The 17,033-nt window shown below is 71.0% G+C and carries 15 protein-coding genes, 1 tRNA gene and 1 pseudogene; 6 read left to right on the top strand and 11 right to left on the bottom strand.

All coding sequences use genetic code 11. The features are described 5' to 3' along the window. Nucleotides 1–329, top strand: a pseudogene (locus tag CQZ88_RS30450) (hypothetical protein); the annotation flags it as partial. Between the two features lie 136 nt (nucleotides 330–465). Here CQZ88_RS30450 and CQZ88_RS04775 read toward each other — a convergent pair. From CQZ88_RS04775 to CQZ88_RS04750, 6 genes are all read right to left on the bottom strand, one after another. Continuing rightward, nucleotides 466–2,397: an ABC transporter ATP-binding protein gene (locus tag CQZ88_RS04775; protein ID WP_029547069.1), complete on the bottom strand. Its 1,932-nt coding sequence runs from the start codon at nucleotides 2,395–2,397 to the stop codon at nucleotides 466–468. Next, nucleotides 2,394–4,121, bottom strand: coding sequence for an ABC transporter ATP-binding protein (locus tag CQZ88_RS04770; RefSeq protein WP_029547068.1), 1,728 nt, complete (start codon nucleotides 4,119–4,121; stop codon nucleotides 2,394–2,396). The genes CQZ88_RS04775 and CQZ88_RS04770 overlap by 4 nt, the downstream gene beginning before the upstream one ends. 82 nt (nucleotides 4,122–4,203) lie before the next feature. Beyond that, on the bottom strand, nucleotides 4,204–6,546 hold the full coding sequence (locus CQZ88_RS04765; protein WP_029547067.1) for an MMPL family transporter: 2,343 nt from the start codon (nucleotides 6,544–6,546) through the stop codon (nucleotides 4,204–4,206). 37 nt (nucleotides 6,547–6,583) lie between these two features. Continuing rightward, complete coding sequence (locus CQZ88_RS04760; RefSeq protein ID WP_065923168.1) at nucleotides 6,584–7,198, bottom strand: TetR/AcrR family transcriptional regulator; 615 nt, start codon at nucleotides 7,196–7,198, stop codon at nucleotides 6,584–6,586. Nucleotides 7,199–7,276: 78 nt separating this feature from the next. Continuing rightward, entirely contained in the window at nucleotides 7,277–7,738 is a 462-nt protein-coding gene (locus tag CQZ88_RS04755) for an Rrf2 family transcriptional regulator (RefSeq protein ID WP_006944482.1), read from the bottom strand. Between the two features lie 138 nt (nucleotides 7,739–7,876). Further along, entirely contained in the window at nucleotides 7,877–8,875 is a 999-nt protein-coding gene (locus CQZ88_RS04750; protein WP_065923169.1) for a hypothetical protein, read from the bottom strand. 95 nt (nucleotides 8,876–8,970) lie between these two features. On the opposite strand from CQZ88_RS04750, the gene CQZ88_RS04745 reads away from it, so the two are divergent. Further along, nucleotides 8,971–9,546 carry a TetR/AcrR family transcriptional regulator gene (locus CQZ88_RS04745; protein ID WP_006944476.1) on the top strand — a complete coding sequence of 192 codons (576 nt, stop codon included), beginning with the start codon at nucleotides 8,971–8,973 and terminating at the stop codon, nucleotides 9,544–9,546. Nucleotides 9,547–9,633: 87 nt separating this feature from the next. Further along, nucleotides 9,634–10,584, top strand: coding sequence for a sterol desaturase family protein (locus CQZ88_RS04740; protein WP_029547063.1), 951 nt, complete (start codon nucleotides 9,634–9,636; stop codon nucleotides 10,582–10,584). Nucleotides 10,585–10,653: 69 nt separating this feature from the next. Here the strand turns inward: CQZ88_RS04740 and CQZ88_RS04735 are convergent. The 3 genes from CQZ88_RS04735 to CQZ88_RS04725 form a co-directional block, all read right to left on the bottom strand. Further along, nucleotides 10,654–10,744 (bottom strand) — tRNA-Ser (locus CQZ88_RS04735). A gap of 45 nt (nucleotides 10,745–10,789) precedes the next feature. Further along, complete coding sequence (locus CQZ88_RS04730; RefSeq protein WP_029547062.1) at nucleotides 10,790–11,263, bottom strand: nucleoside deaminase; 474 nt, start codon at nucleotides 11,261–11,263, stop codon at nucleotides 10,790–10,792. After that, nucleotides 11,264–11,803 carry a tRNA adenosine deaminase-associated protein gene (locus CQZ88_RS04725; protein WP_029547061.1) on the bottom strand — a complete coding sequence of 180 codons (540 nt, stop codon included), beginning with the start codon at nucleotides 11,801–11,803 and terminating at the stop codon, nucleotides 11,264–11,266. A 48-nt stretch (nucleotides 11,804–11,851) separates the two neighbouring features. On the opposite strand from CQZ88_RS04725, the gene CQZ88_RS04720 reads away from it, so the two are divergent. Further along, complete coding sequence (locus CQZ88_RS04720) at nucleotides 11,852–12,814, top strand: prephenate dehydrogenase (protein ID WP_044476377.1); 963 nt, start codon at nucleotides 11,852–11,854, stop codon at nucleotides 12,812–12,814. After that, nucleotides 12,802–14,151: an amidase gene (locus tag CQZ88_RS04715; protein ID WP_029547059.1), complete on the top strand. Its 1,350-nt coding sequence runs from the start codon at nucleotides 12,802–12,804 to the stop codon at nucleotides 14,149–14,151. Before CQZ88_RS04720 ends, CQZ88_RS04715 begins: the two co-directional genes overlap by 13 nt. Nucleotides 14,152–14,189: 38 nt before the next feature. On the opposite strand, the gene CQZ88_RS04710 is transcribed toward CQZ88_RS04715, so the two are convergent. Further along, nucleotides 14,190–14,795: a putative glycolipid-binding domain-containing protein gene (locus CQZ88_RS04710; RefSeq protein WP_080688625.1), complete on the bottom strand. Its 606-nt coding sequence runs from the start codon at nucleotides 14,793–14,795 to the stop codon at nucleotides 14,190–14,192. 223 nt (nucleotides 14,796–15,018) lie between these two features. On the opposite strand from CQZ88_RS04710, the gene CQZ88_RS04705 reads away from it, so the two are divergent. Further along, the gene (locus tag CQZ88_RS04705; RefSeq protein ID WP_006944466.1) at nucleotides 15,019–16,155 is read left to right on the top strand and encodes a GIY-YIG nuclease family protein; all 1,137 of its coding nucleotides are present in this window, start codon (nucleotides 15,019–15,021) and stop codon (nucleotides 16,153–16,155) included. Between the two features lie 81 nt (nucleotides 16,156–16,236). Here CQZ88_RS04705 and CQZ88_RS04700 read toward each other — a convergent pair whose 3' ends face one another. Continuing rightward, a complete protein-coding gene (locus CQZ88_RS04700) occupies nucleotides 16,237–16,845 on the bottom strand; it encodes a hypothetical protein (protein ID WP_102799319.1) in 609 nt (202 codons plus the stop codon). Nucleotides 16,846–17,033 lie beyond the last annotated feature (188 nt).

The following is a 17,033-nucleotide window of genomic DNA, read 5'->3' as shown; positions in this document are numbered from 1 at the left end:
CCGTCGCGGCACCCGTGCTCGGGGTGGCCTACGGGCTGTGCCTGCGCGAGGGCCTGCTCGACCTGGAGTCACTCGCGCCGAAGACCTCGCGCGGGACGCTGACCGGCGTCTTCTACGTCGGCACCTACCTGGGCTTCGCGCTGCCGCTGCTGCTCGTGCTGTTCGAGCCCACCACCGGCGCGAGCCTGCCGCTGTTCGTGCTCGCCGTCCCGGCGTTCGCGGTCGCGCTGGTACGGGCCCGCCGGCTGGCCGTCGCCGAGCACCCCCGCGCCGTCGACGCGCCGCGCAGCCCCGGCGAATCGTCGCGGACGGAAGGACACCGGCGATGACCACGCGACGTGCCTGACCTCCGATCCGCCCGCCTCGTCGGAAATTCGCTCGCCGCTTCGGAATCCGCTCCTGCAATTGCGTGGGCGGATCCACGACCGGCGCGACGATCCCGCCGGCGTCCGCCTCGCCTGGCGGTCATTCCACGAGGGCGCGGAACTGCGCGTCGTACAACCGGAAGTAGGCGCCGCCGGCCTCGAGGAGCTCGTCGTGCGTGCCCTGTTCCACGATGCGCCCGTGCTCCATCACCACGATCCGGTCCGCGTCGCGGATGGTCGACAGCCGGTGCGCGATCACGAAACTGGTGCGGTCCCGGCGCAGCACCGCCGTCGCGTGCTGCACGAGCAGCTCGGTGCGGGTGTCGACCGAGCTGGTGGCCTCGTCGAGGATCAGGATGGACGGCTGCGCGAGGAAGGCGCGGGCCGTGGTGATCAGCTGCCGCTCCCCCGCGCTGATGTTGCCGGCGTCCTCGTCGATCACGGTGTCGTAGCCGTCGGGCAGGGAACGCACGAACCGGTCGACGTAGCTGATGCGGGCGGCCTCGAGGATCTGGTCCTCGGTGGCGTCCGGCCTGCCGTAGGCGATGTTGTCGCGGATGGTGCCCCCGAAGAGCCAGGTGTCCTGCAGCACCATCCCGATACGCGAGCGCAGCTCGTCGCGGCTCATGGTCGTGATGTCCACGCCGTCGACGAGGATTCGTCCCGAATCCAGTTCGTAGAAGCGCAGGATCAGGTTCACCAGGGTGGTCTTGCCCGCGCCGGTGGGCCCGACGATCGCGACCATCTGCCCCGGCTCGACGCGCAGGTCGAGATGCTCGATCAGCGGTCGCTCCGGCAGGTACGAGAACGAGACGTCCTCGAACTCGACCAGGCCGTGCCGCCCCCACGGGGTGACGGGGGCAGGCGAGTCGGGCTCCTGTTCGAGTTCGTCGAGGATCTCGAACACCCGCTCGGCGGACGCCGCCGCGGACTGCAGCAGGTTGACCATCGCGCCGATCTGGCCGAGCGGCTGACCGAGCTGCCGCGAGTACTGGATCAGGGCCTGCACCTCGCCGAGGCTGACGGTGCCCGACGCGACCCGCAGCCCGCCGAGCACGGCGATCGCGACGTAGCTGAGGTTGCTCATGAACATCACCAGCGGCATCACCAGACCGGAGACGAACTGGGCGCGGAACCCGGCCCGGAACAATTCGTCGTTGGTCTCGGTGAAGCGACGCTCGACCTCGGCGGTCCGGCCGAAGGCGGTGACGAGTTCGTGGCCGGTGAAGGCCTCCTCGATCTGGCCGTTGAGGTTGCCGGTGGCCTTCCACTGGGTCACGAAGTGCCGTTTGGACCGCTTCGCCACCACCGCGGTCACCACCACCGACGCCGGCACCATGAGGATCGCGACGAGCGCGAGCAGCGGCGAGATCCACACCATCATCACGACGAGCCCGAGCAGGGTGAGCACCGACAGCACCAGCTGGCTGATCGACTGCTGCAAGCCCTGCGAGATGTTGTCGATGTCGTTGGTGACGCGGCTGAGCAGATCACCGCGGGAATGGGAGTCGAAATAGCGCAACGGCAGCGCGTGCACCTTGCGTTCCACCCGGGATCGCAGATCGCGGATGACGCGCTGCACGATCTCGTTGAGCCCGTACGCCGCCAGCCAGATCAGGCCCGACGACAGCAGGTACAGCGCGAGCACGAACACGAGGGTGCGGCCGAGGGCGGCGAAGTCGATGCCCGCGCCCGGCACGAGCGACATGGCCGACACCATCTCCGCGAACTGGTCGCGTCCCTGCGCCCGCAGCGCCTCGACCGCCTGTTCCTTCGACAGCCCGGCGGGCAGCTGACGGCCGATCACCCCGCTGAAGATCAGGTCGGTGGCGTGGCCGAGAATGCGGGGCGCCACCGAGGACGCCACCACCCCGAGCACGGCCAGGACGAGCACCACGGCCGCGGCCCACCGGTGCGGCCGCAACAGGCCGACGAGCCGTTTGGTGGCCGGCCACTTCTGCCGTGCCCGGTTCTCCGGCGCGCCCGGGTCCACACCCCCGAGCCGCGGCCCCGCCTCCTTGCGCTCGGTCATGCGGTCACCATGCGCTGCGACTCGACGATCTCGGCGTAGGTCGGGCAGCTCGCGAGCAGTTCCAGATGCGTGCCCGAGCCGACGACGGCCCCGCCGTCGAGTACGACGATGCGGTCGGCGTCGAGCACCGTGGACACCCGTTGCGCGACGACCACGACGCACGCATCGCGGGTCTCCGGGAACAGTGCCTCCCGCAGCCGCGCGTCGGTGGCCTGGTCCAGGGCCGAGAACGCATCGTCGAACAGGTAGATCGAGGGCCGGCGGACCAGAGCCCGGGCGATGGCCAGGCGCTGGCGCTGCCCGCCCGAGACCGTGGTGCCGCCCTGGGCGACGAGGGTGTTCAGCCCCTCCGGCATCGCCCGGACGAAGTCCGCGGCCTGTGCAACCTCGAGGGCGTGCCAGAGCTCGTCGTCGGTCGCGTCGGCGCGGCCGTACCGCAGATTGTCGGCGACGGTGCCGGAGAACAGGTAGGCCCGCTGCGGCACGAGACCGATCGCCGCGCGCAGCACCTGCGGGTCCAGGTCACGCACATCGGTGCCGCCCACCAGGACCGAGCCGGCGGTGACGTCGATCAGCCGCGGGATCAGCCGCAGCAGGGTCGTCTTGCCGGAGCCGGTACCGCCGATCACGGCGGTCGTGCTGCCGGGCTCGGCCCGGAACGTCACGTCGCGCAGGACGGGCGCGTCGGCGCCGGGATACGCGAAGGCCGCCCCCCGCAGCTCGAGGGTCACGGGGGTGGCGAGGGTGCGGACGGGCCGAGCCGGCGCCGGCAGCGACGATTCGGTGTCGAGCACGTCGAGGATCCGCTCGGCACACACCGCCGCGCGCGGCGCCATCATCGCCACGAACGACGTCATCATCACCGCCATCAGGATCTGCATGATGTAGCTCAGCAGCGCGGTGAGGGATCCGACCTGCATGTCACCGGTGTCGATCCGGTGGCCGCCGAACCACAGCACGGCCACGCTCGTGGCGTTGGCGATGAGCATCACGAGCGGGAACAGCAGAGCGTTGATGCGGCCGACGTGCAGGGCCGTGTCGGTCAGTTCCACGTTGGCGACCTCGAACCGGTCCCGTTCGGTGCGCTCGCGCACGAACGCCCGCACCACGCGGATGCCGGTGATCTGTTCGCGCAGTACCCGGTTGACGGCGTCGATGCGCACCTGCATCACCCGGAAGGCGGGCACCATCCTCGCGATCAGGACGAACATGGTGACCGCGAGGACGGGCACGGCAGCGACGAGCACCAGCGACGTGCCGGCGTCCTCGCGCAGCGCCATGACGATGCCACCGATACCCATGATCGGGGCCATCACCACGATGGTGCAGCTCATCAGCACGAGCATCTGCACCTGCTGCACGTCGTTGGTGTTGCGGGTGATGAGCGACGGCGCGCCGAACCGGCCGAACTCGCGGGCGGAGAATCCGCCGACGCGCCGGAGCACGGCGAGCCGCACGTCGCGGCCGACGGCCATGGCGGTGCGCGCCGCGAAGTACACCGAACCGATCGAGCAGCCGATCTGCACCGAGCTGATCGCCAGCATCACCGCGCCGGTGGTGAGGATGTACCCGATGTCGCCGCGGGCGACGCCGTAGTCGATCAGGTCGGCGTTGAGCGCCGGCAGGATCAGCATGGTGCCGGTGGCCACCATCTGCAGCAGCACCACCGCGATCAGCGCCCCCCGGTGAGGGCGCAGGAACCGCGGGAGCAACCGGACCAGCATGATCACCACGCTACCGGTGCAGCAGCCCGGTTCCCGGCACCTTTTCCGCCCGCGAGGGAACGGAAAAGGCGCCCGGGTCCGGTCATGTGTGCGCCGGCTCGCGGCTGGGCTCGGGGACGGTCAGCTCGCGGCGGAGCTTCTCGCCCTCGACGTCCACGTTCGGCAGGATGCGGTCCAGCCACGTCGGCAGCCACCAGGCCTTGTCGCCGAGCAGCGCCATCACCGCGGGGATGATCACCATGCGCACGACGAACGCGTCGAAGAACACGGCGGCGGCGAGCGCGAAGCCGATCGACTTGATGAACGAGTTCGGCTCGGCGATGAAGGCGGCGAACACCGAGATCATGATGACCGCCGCCGCGGTGACCACCCGGGCACCGTGGGCGAATCCGATCCGCACGGCCTCCTTCGCGGACGCGCCGTGGACGAACTCCTCCCGCATGCGGGTCACCAGGAAGACCTGGTAGTCCATCGCCAGGCCGAACACCACGCCGATGAGGAAGATCGGCATGAAGCTGACGATCGGCTGCGGGTTGGAGACCAGCCCGCCCCAGCCCTCCTGGAAGACCGCGACGGTCGCGCCGAACGTCGCCAGGACGCTGAGCAGGAATCCGAGGGTCGCGGTCAGCGGCACCAGGATCGACCGGAACACGAGCATCAGCAGGATGAACGCGAGTCCGACGACCACCGCGAGGTACGGGACGAGCGCGCTCTGCAGGGTCTCGGACACGTCGCCTTCGAGGGCGGTCTGTCCGGTGATGCCGTAGGAGACGCCGATCTCGTCGTGCAGCTGGGCCTCCTGGTCGCGGATGCTCGACACGAGGTCCATCGTCGCCGGCTCGCTGGGGCCCGACCGGGGGGTGACCATGATCTGCGCGGTGTCACCGGCCTGGTTGACGGCCACGATCTGGGCGTTGACCACCTCGTCCTGCTCGTACAGGCGCTGCACGACCTCCCCGAACGCCTGCTGCGGCGCGACGGTGGCCTCGCGGGCGTCGGCGACGACGAGCAGCGGGCCGTTGCGGCCGGGACCGAACGCCTCGTTCACGAGGTCGTAGGCCTGACGGGCGCTGGTCTTCGGGTCGCCGGTGGCCTCGGTGGGCAGGGCGAGCTGCAGGTTCGCGCCGGGCAGCGCGAGGATGCCGAGCAGCAGCACGCCGGCGACGAGCGGGATCAGCGGCTTGCCGGTGGCCCAGCGGATGTAGCGCTGGGCGGCGCTCGGCCTGTCGGTGTCGGCCTCCGGGTCGTGGTCCTTCAGGCCCGGGATGCGGCCGGCGAACGCCTTGCGGCCGAACAGGCCGAGGATCGCCGGCAGCAGGGTGATCGCGATGAGCACGGCGATGAACACCGTGAATGCGGCCGCGTAGCCCATGGCGGACAGGAACGGGATCCCCACCACGCTGAGGGCCATCAGGGCGATGATCACGGTCAGGCCGGCGAACACGACGGCGGAGCCGGCGGTGCCCACGGCACGTCCGGCCGCCTCGGCACGGTCGGCGGTGACGGTGATCTCGTGCCGGAACCGGGAGACGATGAACAGCGAGTAGTCGATCGCGACGGCGAGACCGATCATGATCGCCAGCGTCGGGGTCATCGAGCTCAGGTCGGCGAAACCGGTGGCGATGGTGATGCCGAGGCTGCCGATGGCGATGCCGATGATGGCGGTGATCAGGGGCAGGCCCGCGGCGACGAGCGAGCCGAAGGTGATGGCGAGGACGACGGCGGCGATGCCGATGCCGATGAGTTCGGTGACGCCGCCGGGCATCTCGGCCTCCGCGGCGGCGGTGCCGCTGACCTGGACGTTCAGGCCCGCGTCCCGGCCGATCTCCGCGGCCGCGGCGATCTGCTCACGCATCGTGTCGTCGACGTCTCCGAAGCCGCCCTCGAACGGGACGGTGACGAATCCGACGGTGCGGTCCGGGCTCAGTGGCGACAGCGCGGCCGCGTCGGCGAGCGCGGTCTCCTCCGGCTTGCCCTGTTGCTCGGCGGCGGCCTTCATCTGTTCGACGAGACCGGCGTTCGCGGTGACGGGGTCGACGAGGACGGCGGCCTGCTGCTCGGGGGTGGCGACGGCCGGATCGATCTTGGCGGCGGCGGTCACCTTGTCGATCCCGCGGATCGCCGCCAGCACCTCGTTCATCGCCGCGAGGTTCTGTGGTTCGTCGAGGGTCCCGCCGTCGGGGGCGGCGAACACGTAGCGCGCGCTGAGCGCGTTCATCGGGTCCGCGGCGTTCGGGAACCGTTCGGCGAGCAGGTCCTGCGTCTGCTGCGCGGGAGTGCCGGGGATGGAGAACGAGTCCGTCGTCGGCCCGGACAGGGTGGCCGCACCCACGCCGAAGAGGACGAGGATCGCCAGCCAGAGGGAGAGGACCGTGCCTTTTCGCCGATAGGCGAACTTGCCGATCCGATAGAGATAGGTCGCCACGGGGAACCTCGTCTTCCGGATGTGTCGTGCAGGTGTCTTAGGAAAGGCCTTGCCGCAGCTGCCCGAAGGCGGCACGGACGAGTTCCTCGGGGGAAGCCGCCCCCGAAGTGCCGGCGAGCCACAGTTCGACTGCCGACTTCATGGCCGAGACCGCGGCGTAGCGGACCAGGCTCGGGTACAGGTCGACCCGGGGATCGGTGCCGGTGCGCTCGGCGATGGCCTCGACGAGCAGTTGCGAGGCGCGCACTTCCATCTCGACGCGGCGCGCCAGCAGTGCCGGGCTCTGATCGACGAGTTCCATGGTCGAACACATCTCGACGAAGTCGCCGTCCGGCTCCGAAACGATCTGCCGGGCGACGGCTTCCATGGAGTCCCATACGGGTTCCCGGGCGGGCCGTGAGTGCAGGCGCCCGACCCAGGAGTGCACCAACCCCTCGAGATGCGCGAGGACGGCCTCCTCCTTGCTCGCGAAGTAGTTGTGGAAGGTGCGGGTGGACACGCCCGCCTTCGCGGCGATGGCGTCGGCGGTGACGCCGTCGATGCCCTTGGCGCGGGCAAGGTCGGCCGCGGCGGCAACGAGCGCTGCCCGCGTGGCGGCCTTCTTGCGGTCACGCAGTCCGGGCGGATTGGTCACGTCTTCCACGGTACGCATCTTGCAGAGCCCTGCAAATTTGCAGAGAACTGCAAGAATATGCGGTTGCCCACACCGCCCCGGGCGTTGTGGCAGCGCTCACGTGCGCCGGCGTTCCCAGGCGCCCGGATCGGCGGTCAGGTCGGCCACGAACCGCGGAAGATCGTCCGCGACGACGTCGGCGAGGGTGACCTCCTCGAGGACGGCCCGCAGATTCACCCGCACCGCGATCCATACGTCGCGCAGGCGTTCGGCCGGGCCGGTGTAGACCACATCCTCGGGCCGCTCGCCGCGCACCGACGCGAGCGGGCCTTCCACGGTGCGAATGATGTCCGCGATGGAGATCTCGTCGGCCGGGCGGGCCAGCCAGTACCCCCCTTCGGGGCCGCGACGGCTGTGCACCAGTCCGCCTCGGCGCAGATCCCCGAGGACCGCCTCGAGGAACTTGTGCGGGATGCGCTGCGCCCGGGCCAGGCCCTCCGCCTTGGCGGGCGCCTCGCCGGCCGTCGCGAGTTCGAGCAGGGTGCGCACGGCATAGTCCACCCGGGCGGTGATATGCACGTCGCACTCCTCGGTTCGCGCCTGGCCGCCGGGCGCCGGCGGACACACGATTCCTACCAAACCGGAGGGAAAGCGCGCGACGCGGCCGCGGTCATGCGGCGGTGCGACTGCGGTCATGCGACGACGGTGCAACTGCGGTCATGCGACGGCGGTGCGACGACGTGCCGACGCCGCGCACAGTGCGAGCCCGGCGACGACCCATGCGCTCAGCACCAGCACCGCCGTCCCGCCGCCGTGCCCGTCGAAGAAGGCCACCGAACGGACCAGCGTGCCGGCGGCGCCGGGTGGCAGCAGCTGACCGAAGGTGCCCCACCCCTGCGGCAGCCACGCTGCGGTGGTCGCGAAGCCCGACAACGGGTTGCCGACGAACATCATCAGGACCGCCCCGGCACCGAAACCGGGCAGCCCGAAGAGCGACTCGAGGCCGAGCAGTGGCAGCGAGACGGCGGCCAGGCCCAGCGTGAGCGCTCCGGCGGTGGCCCAGTAGTTCCCGGTCAGGCTGCCGAACCCGAACTGCAGGACGGCAGTGAGGGTCAGCCCCGCGAGCACCGCGAAGCCGACCGCGCCGAACACGCGCAGGCCGACCCGCCGGGGGAACAGCCGGACGAGGGCGATCGCGGGCACCAGACCGCCCAGGACCAGCGGCAGGGCCAGCGAGTTCAGGCCGGCCCCCGCCGGGTCGTCGGCCGGCAGCGGCACGACGTCGCGCACGGGAACGGGTCGGCCGACGGCCTCCGACAGGCCGGTGGCCGTGGCGGTGAGAACCTGAGCGACGGGGGCGCCGCCGGCCCCGGCGACATACATCGCGGGCCCGTCCGGCCCGACGGCGAGGCCACCGACGACCTCGCGGTGCTCGATGGCGCTGCGCAGCGCCTCCGCGTCGGCGTACCGCTGCGGCGCGAACGCACCGGGCCGGGCACCGGAGAGGCCGGCCTCGATCTGGGCGACGGCCTGGTCCGGCCCGGCGATGCCGATCTTCAGCGCGTGCGGGCCGCTGTTCACGGCGGGCGCGGCGAATGCGAACAGCATCAGGGCGATGACGGCGGTGAGCGCGAGCACGACGCCGGCGACGCGTACCGCGTCCGGCGGGGCGTGCCGCGCCGTGGAGGTGTCCGGGGAGGAGGTCGGGGCAACCATGACGGCTCCTTGAAGTGGAGGATTGTTCTCCGTTTATGTGGAGTATATTCCTCCGGTAGGAGCGGGGTGTCAACCCGCCGAACACAGGAGATCCCATGCGCGCCGATGCCGCCCGCCGCCGCGAGGCCCTGATCCTCGCGGCCCGCGACGTGCTCGCCGAACGCGGGCACGACGCACCCCTCGATGCCATCGCCGAGCGCGCCGGCGTCGGCATCGCCACCCTCTACCGCAACTTCCCCACCCGCGACGATCTCGCGCACGCCGTGGCCCGTCGCACCCTCGACGAGGCGGGCGCGGCGGCGGATCGCGCCCTCGCCGCGATGACGTCGGACCCCGAACGTGCCTGGGCCGAATTCGTCGACACCGCCGTCCGGCTGCGGCTCGGCGCCCTGATCCCGGCTCTCATCGTCGAGAGCTACCGGGAACTGCCCGACGACGTCCTCGAGATCCGGGAGGGCACCAAGGCGCGCGTCACCGAGCTCGTCCACGCCGCACAGCAGGCCGGCCTCGTCCGCGACGACGTCCAGCCGATCGAGGTGATCATGGCGGTCGCCCGGCTGACCCGCCCCCACGTGCGGTTCGTCGACGACGTCGTGCCCGCCCTCGTGCCCCGGATGATCGCGATCTACCTCGCCGGCCTGCGTCCGGACGGGCGGCCGCTCCCGCAGTGACCGCCCGGCGGCCCCTCGCCCGCCGTAGTGACCGTCACCACATTCCGGTAGATTGGACGCCTGTTCACATCACTCCCGGAGGACCGAATGTGGGAGACCCTGACGGCGTCCTGGGCGTCGCTGCTCGAGCCTCTGCACGACCCCGTCGCGCTGGCCATCCCGGCGTTCCTGCTCTTCCTCGCCCTCGAATGGGCCGCCGCCCGCACGCTCGAGCACGTCGAACCCGGCGACGACGGGCACACCCGTCCGCCGCGCGGCGGCTACGAGGCCATCGACGCGCGCACGAGCATCTCCATGGGATTGGTCTCCATCGGCACCAGCGCCGCCTGGAAGGTGCTGGCCCTCGTCGGCTACTCGGCGATCTGGGTGTACCTCGCACCGTGGCACCTACCGGCGGACGCCTGGTACACGTGGGCGATCCTGATCCTCGGCATCGACCTGCTCTACTACTGGTACCACCGGACAGCGCACCGGGTGCGGCTCGTGTGGGCCACCCACCAGGCACACCACTCGAGCGAGTACTTCAACTTCGCCACGGCCCTGCGCCAGAAATGGAACAACAGCGGCGAGATCCTCATGTGGCTGCCGCTGCCCTTCCTCGGCATCCCGCCGTGGATGGTGTTCGTCGGATTCTCCGTCTCGCTCGTGTACCAGTTCTTCGTGCACACCGAGCGGGTGGGCACGCTGCCCCGGCCCGTCGAGTTCGTGTTCAACACCCCGTCACACCATCGTGTGCACCACGGGTGCGACCCCGAATACCTCGACCGCAACTACGGCGGCATCCTGATCCTGTGGGACCGCCTGTTCGGTACCTTCCGCCGCGAGACCCACCGCCCCACGTACGGACTCACCAAGCCCGTCGGCACCTACAACATCTGGCGGCTGCAGACGCACGAGTACCAGGCCATCGCCCGCGACTGGCGGGCCGCCACGAGGTGGCGCGACAAGCTCGGCTACGCGTTCGGCCCGCCCGGCTGGGCGCCGCAGCGACCGACCACCGTCGCGAGTGCGCAGTTGTCGTCACGACACGCCGGGTGAAGCGACCGGACCTGCGCATTCGACGAACGAAAACGGCCCCGATCCGGTCAACCGGATCGGGGCCGTTCTTGGCGGTGGCGGAGGGATTTGAACCCTCGGACGGGGGTTACCCGTCACACGCTTTCGAGGCGTGCTCCTTAGGCCGCTCGGACACGCCACCGCCCACGACTTTACCGGATTCGGTCCCGGAGTTGAAATCCGCAGGTCACCGGCGTTCGGCGAGACGCTGGGCCCGGAAGAAGCCTTCGAGCACCGCCGCGCATTCGTCCTCGAGCACGCCGCCGCGCACCTGTGGGCGGTGGGTGAGCCGACGATCACGCACCACGTCCCACAGCGACCCGACCGCACCCGTCTTCGGCTCCCACGCCCCGAATACCACGCGGTGCACCCTGGCCAGCACCAGCGCGCCCGCACACATCGTGCACGGCTCCAGCGTCACGGCCAGCGTCGTGCCCTCGAGCCGCCAGCCGTCGCCGTGCACCTTCGCCGCCGCGCGCAGCGCCAGCACCTCCGCATGAGCCGTCGGATCGCCCGTGGCCTCCCGCGAATTCGCCGCACGGGCCAGCTCGGTCCCGTCCGCATCGAACAGCACCGCACCCACCGGCACGTCGCCGGCCGGCGCCGCGGCGGCCGCCTCCAGCGCGGCCCGGATCATCGCCTCGTCGTCGCGCAGGCCCATCTAGGGGCGCAGCTTGTCCAGCGTCGTGGCGAGGACGTCGTCGAATCCCAGCCGCTGGGCGATCTCCTCGATCTGCTCGTCCGGATACAGATCGGACTCGGCGGCGATCACCGCCAGCACCGGCTCCGGCAATCCCAAGTCCGCGAGAATCCCCAGATCGCCCTCCTCCCACGGCTCGATGTCGTCGAGCTCGTCGGGGTCGATATCCGGGATTTCGATGTTCAACGCGTCGAGCACGTCGGCGGCGATGTCGTAGTCGATCGCCATGGTCGCGTCGGACAGCAGCAGACGCGTGCCCGACGGGGCGGGCCGGACGATGACGAAGAACTCGTCGTCCACGTTGAGCAACCCGAAGATCGCGCCGGTGCTGCGCAGCTCGCGCAGCTCCCGGTCGGCCACCTCGAGGCTCGTCAACACCGCCGCCGACAGTGCCTTGCACTTCCAGCGACCGTCCTCCCGCGTCACGGCGACCCCGAACCCGTCGAGGTCCTCAGTCGAACTCACGGAAGGGCTCTTGTTCCCCGCACGCTGCGCAGCCATGGGCGCAACGGTAGTCGGCGCAGTCCCGTGAATGAAGTCCAGCGGGCGATGTGCCAACCTGTTCGGGTGCCCACCTCCGCGTCCACCCCGCCCGTGTGTGTGCTCGGCCTCGGCCTGATCGGCGGATCGTTGCTGCGTGCGGCCGTCGCCGCGGGTCGCGAGGCCTGGGGATACAACCGGTCGGCGGAGCCCGTCGAGGCCGCCCGGGCCGACGGATTCGACGCCTCCACCGACCTGCCGGCCACGCTGCGGCGCGCCGCGGAATCCGACGCCCTCGTCGTCGTCGCCGTGCCCGTGCCCGCGGTGGACGCGGTGCTCGCCGCCGTCGCCGAGCACGCCCCGCACGCCGCGCTGACCGACGTGGTCAGCGTCAAGTCGCAGGTCGCCGCCGCTGTCGCCGCCCACGGGCTGTCCGCCCGCTTCGTCGGCGGCCATCCCATGGCCGGCACCGCCGAGTCCGGCTGGTCGGCGGGATTCGCGGAACTGTTCCGCGACGCGGTGTGGGTGGTCACCGTGGACGACGGCACCGACCCCGTGGTGTGGACGCAGGTCGCCGATCTCGCCCTCGACTGCGGTTCCGTCGTCGTGCCCGCCGAATCGGGTGAGCACGACGCCGCGGTCGCCCGCGTCTCGCACCTGCCGCACCTGCTCGCCGAGGCACTGGCGCTGTCCGGGGCCGCCGGAGGCGACCTGGCGCTGGGCCTGGCCGCCGGCTCGTTCCGCGACGGCACCCGCGTCGCCGGGACGGCACCCGCGCTGGTCGACGCGATGTGCGAGGGTAACGCCACGGCGCTGCTCACGACCCTCGACGAGACCCTCGAGGTGCTGCGCCTCGCCCGCGAGCGACTCGCCGACGGCAGCACCGCCGAGCTGACCGCCGCCGGTCACGCCGCCCGGCGACGATTCGAGCAGCGCGCACGGCGGCCCGTCACCGGCATCGTCCCCGGCGACGCCGACTGGATCGCCCGGCTGCGCGAGGCCGGCCGCCGCGGCGAGGTGTGGACGCGGTGACACTGCGCGACACCACGGCGGCACTCGCGAAAGGCGAACTGACCGCCACCGGCCACGTCCGGCAGGTGCTGGCCGACCTCGACGCCCTCGACGGCACACCGTGGTCGAACCTCGTGGCCGCTCGCAACGACGCCGCCGCCCTCGAGTCCGCCGCTCGCGCCGACGCCGAGCTCGCGGCCGGCAACTGGATCGGCCCGCTGCACGGTGTCGCCGTCGCCGTCAAGGACAACATCGACGTCGCCGGGATGCCGACGCGGTGCGGCAGCAACGTCCTCGCCGACGCACCGCCGGCCGCACGGGACGCCAGGATCGTCGAGCGGCTCCGCGAGGCCGGCGCCGTCGTGGTGGCCAAGACGCACCTGCACGAGTTCGCGTACGGGCCGAGTGGCCTGGTCAACGCGTCCGGACCGGCCCGGCACCCGCACGATCCCACCCGGATCACCGGCGGCTCGTCCTCGGGGTCGGCGGCGCTCGTCGCCAAGGGCATCGTGCCGCTGGCGCTGGGGACCGACACCGGATGCAGTGTGCGGACACCGGCGGCACTGTGCGGCGTCGTCGGCCTCAAGCCCACCCGCGGCGCGTTGCCGGTCGACGGGGTGTTCCCCCTGTCCACCACCTTCGACCACGTGGGCCTGCTCGCCCGCGACGTCCTCGACGCCGGACTGGCGTGGGGTGCGCTGCCCGGAATCGCACACCTGCGCACGCCCGTCTCGGGTCTGCGGGTCGGGCGGCTGCGCGGCGGCCTCTGGGACGTGCCCGACGCCGCATTCGAGTCCGCGCTCGACGACGCCTGCCGCACGCTCGCCCACCTCGGTGCGGAGGTACGGGACGTGACGCTGCCAGAGACCGACGACCTGCTCGCCGTGTATCCCGTCGTCACCGGCTCGGAGGCGTACGAAACCCATCAGCGCTGGTTCGAGAACGACCCGGACCTCTACCAGCCGGCCACCGCGGCGCTGCTCGCGGCTCAGCGGGACCGTCCGGCGACGGACTACGTGCGGGCCGTGCGAACGGCCGCCCGGCTGCGCCGCGACGTCCTGCGCCGGCTACGCCGCGACGACGGGCTCGACGCCCTGATCACCGTCACCACCCCGCTGCGATCGGCCGCACTCGACAGCGACCCCGCCGCGCTCCGGGGGCCGCTGTTGCAGATGTGCATCCCGTTCAGCGTGCTCGGCGTACCTGCGGTGTCGGTTCCCGCGCCGGGCGGCGGGGACTTTCCCATCGGCGTACAGGTGATCGGATTGACCACCGGGACCGGCGGGCACGGCAGTCACCCCGCAGAGTCCACGGCCCTCGCACTGGCGATGGCAGTGGAGGGCAGCGCCCTCTCCTGAAACTGCGAGGGCAGCGCCCTCTCCTGAAACAGCCCGGCCTAGATCCGCCCCGCCAGACCGGGGTAGTCCACGACGAAACCGTCGCCGTCCACCGTCACCGAGGAGCTGGAGACCGGGGACAGGACGTGGATGCCGTCGGCCGCGCTGCTGTAGACGAGGGTGGCCTCCTCGATGCCGAGGTCGAGCAGGTTCACGTAGACGACCGGAACCTCGAGTTCGTCCGCGCCGGACTGCAGCCCGTAGCGGCGGATCGGCAGCGCATTGAAGAACGGGCTGAGGATGACATCGACGTCGAGTGCCCCGCCGAACGCCGAACGCTGGTGCTGGGTGCCGTTGTCGACCATCCAGATGCCCTCCTCGGACCGGCTGATCGACATGTGCCTCTCGCCGGCGGCCACGGTCGTGCGCACCGACAACCGGCGCGTCACACCGTTCTCGTCGGTCACGAGGTCGTACGACGCGCTGAACGCGGGGTGCTCCGCGCACTGCGCGCCGACGATGCGACCCGCCGCCTTGATGCGACTGCCGCTCAGTTGGACACGCACCGACTCCATCCGAGGAACGTCGTACGCCCGCCACGTCAGAATCGCGGGCCAGTTCGATGCTGGGCTCGCCGCAGACCGCGCGGCATCGGGGACTGGGATGCTCACGTGTCTACGTTAAGCGACGAGCCACCCCCAGGGAGCAGGGGTGCCGTGAATCGTGCCCTTCGTGTAGCCGACGACTACGGCGAACGTGGCGATCGTCACATCACGGGCGCGTGTCCGCGGCACCAAGACGCGGTTGCCGGGCGGTGACCACCGGCGTTGTGCAGCGCGTTTGAGCACGCAACCCGCTACCCGCAAGAGACTGGCCTACAGTCGCCTCATGCGTACCGTGTGGACAGTTCCTCAGAACATCGCCCAGATCCTCCTGGAGTCCCCCGAGATCCAGATGTTCCTGACCAGCAACGAGCTGCCCGATACCGCCGCGGACCCTCGTCAGCGCCTCGCCGAGTTCACTCGTGCGCTCGCCGCCCTGGCCCGCCACACCGGACGCGCCTTCGGCTCCGTCGATGCCGCCAACCGCGAACTGTTCGGCGGCTCCGCCGGCACCGTACCGGTCGCCTTGCGCCTCGCCGTCCTGCGCGAGATCGTCACCGACGTCGACGACCGCACCCCCACCCCGGACCCGCTGCCGGCGATGGTCGTCGAACAGCTCGGTGCCTATGTGTACGCCCTCGTCGATCCGCGCGACCACACCGTCCTGCACGTCGGACAGGGCCGCGGAAACCGCCTGTTCGCCTTGACCTGGACGGCACTCGGCGAAAACCACAAGCTCACCGCCGGCGGCGAGGCCCCGCCCGCCCACACCCCCGAAGCCGACGCGGCTGTGCACCGGATCCGTGCCGTCTACGACTCCGGCTACTCCGTGGGCCACTACGTCGTGGCCGACCGGGTGGCCCCGGCGGTCGACGCCGACCACGCCGCCGGCTTCACCGCGCAGGCCCTGGTCTCGGTGCTGGGGCTGCTCGAACCGCACGACGGCGAACTCGTGCTGACCAACCTCGTCGGCGCGACCGAGGAATCCGACCGGGTGGCCCACCCCATCGAGGAGCTGATACGTCAGTACTCCGCGGAGGCCGCACCCGAGCTGCCCACCCCGTGCGTCGTGCTGCGGATCACGGATGCGAAATCGGCTTCCCCCGAACAGGTCCGAGGACTCGCCGACCGTCCGTGGCCGGCCGGAGCCGCGGCACGCCGGGTCGACGGACTGCCCATCCTGGTGGTGGCGGACAACATCGTGCGCGGCGCCTACCGGGCCACCGGCTGGGAAGCGGCATCCCGCACCGAGGACAACGGCGGCACCATCCTCTACCGCTTCCTCGGCGACGCCGATCCCGAACTCGAGAAGCTCTTCGTCGACACCCGTCTGACGCCGGATCGGCTGGGACTCAAGCGCTGGCCGTCCCACGGCTGGGCGCCGCGGCTCACGCGGGCCCTGCCCCACCGGCCGAGGCCCTGACACTGCGGAACGGTTGACACTGCGGGGCGGTCCGGGCCGTGCCACCACGGCCCGGGCTTCCCTACTGTCGGTTGAGCCGGCTCACCTGCCGCTCGGGGTGAGAATGGGCTCGTGCAGGTCGTAGTAGTGCACGTCGCCGAGCAGGCGCATCTCCTCCTCCAGAAGCGGCCGCAGATCGTCGGGAATCTCCATCCGTTCGTGGGCCCGTGCCTCCTCCTCGGACGAGAAGTACACCGTCTCGACGTACCCGTCGTCACCGTAGGTGGCGAGCGTGCCGCCGATGATCTCGGGCCGCAGCTCATGCACCCGGTCCTGACCCTCGGCGAGCAGACTCTTCATCCGCCCGAGATCGGGGCAGTGCCCCTCCATGACCTGTACGAATCCTGCAGTGTCCGAGCCACCTTCCATCCACACCTCGACATCACGGCAGTCGTGGACGGTGATCTCCCCGTCGAAGCACTGCTCGGCCTCGACCCACCACGCGCCCTGCTCCGGACGTTCGCTGTTGCGGCGGGCCGCCTCCTCCGACTCGAACCGCGCCACCGACACGAAGGTGCCGTCGTCGCTGAATCCCGACGTGCTACCCAGATAGCCCACTGCGCCCGGGCGCAGCTCGTCCGTCCACCGCTGCAGGCAGGCCTTCAGTCCCTGCTCGTCGCGAACCGTCCCCTGCCAGACCTGAATGAACATCACTATCGCCTCCACGTGCGGGACAAGCCCGCACCCAACGGCTTCCGTGGCCGACCCGTTGCCGTCCACCGTCGGCGTCACCCGACGGCCGGCAATCGCGACCACCGTAGATTCAATGATTCGCCTGTGCCGGAGCACGGACAAGAGGGAGCCGGACCGGAACATGCGGAAATGCCGGAAGCCCCCCA

It is taken from the genome of Rhodococcus sp. ENV425, assembly GCF_002887785.1.
Classification (GTDB): Bacteria; Actinomycetota; Actinomycetes; order Mycobacteriales; family Mycobacteriaceae; genus Rhodococcus; species Rhodococcus aetherivorans.
The sequence above is the reverse complement of the archived record's forward strand: the minus strand, read 5'-3'. Positions and strand labels throughout refer to the sequence as shown.

Coding starts and splice junctions, on each gene's coding strand:
- CQZ88_RS04725 (WP_029547061.1), bottom strand. CDS start 11,803: ATGGCTGCGCAGCGTGCGGGGAACAAGAGCCCTTCCGTGAGTTCGACT.
- CQZ88_RS04730 (WP_029547062.1), bottom strand. CDS start 11,263: ATGGGCCTGCGCGACGACGAGGCGATGATCCGGGCCGCGCTGGAGGCG.
- CQZ88_RS04705 (WP_006944466.1), top strand. CDS start 15,019: ATGCGTACCGTGTGGACAGTTCCTCAGAACATCGCCCAGATCCTCCTG.
- CQZ88_RS04720 (WP_044476377.1), top strand. CDS start 11,852: ATGTGCCAACCTGTTCGGGTGCCCACCTCCGCGTCCACCCCGCCCGTG.
- CQZ88_RS04775 (WP_029547069.1), bottom strand. CDS start 2,397: ATGACCGAGCGCAAGGAGGCGGGGCCGCGGCTCGGGGGTGTGGACCCG.
- CQZ88_RS04700 (WP_102799319.1), bottom strand. CDS start 16,845: ATGTTCATTCAGGTCTGGCAGGGGACGGTTCGCGACGAGCAGGGACTG.
- CQZ88_RS04750 (WP_065923169.1), bottom strand. CDS start 8,875: ATGGTTGCCCCGACCTCCTCCCCGGACACCTCCACGGCGCGGCACGCC.
- CQZ88_RS04760 (WP_065923168.1), bottom strand. CDS start 7,198: ATGCGTACCGTGGAAGACGTGACCAATCCGCCCGGACTGCGTGACCGC.
- CQZ88_RS04740 (WP_029547063.1), top strand. CDS start 9,634: ATGTGGGAGACCCTGACGGCGTCCTGGGCGTCGCTGCTCGAGCCTCTG.
- CQZ88_RS04745 (WP_006944476.1), top strand. CDS start 8,971: ATGCGCGCCGATGCCGCCCGCCGCCGCGAGGCCCTGATCCTCGCGGCC.
- CQZ88_RS04770 (WP_029547068.1), bottom strand. CDS start 4,121: ATGCTGGTCCGGTTGCTCCCGCGGTTCCTGCGCCCTCACCGGGGGGCG.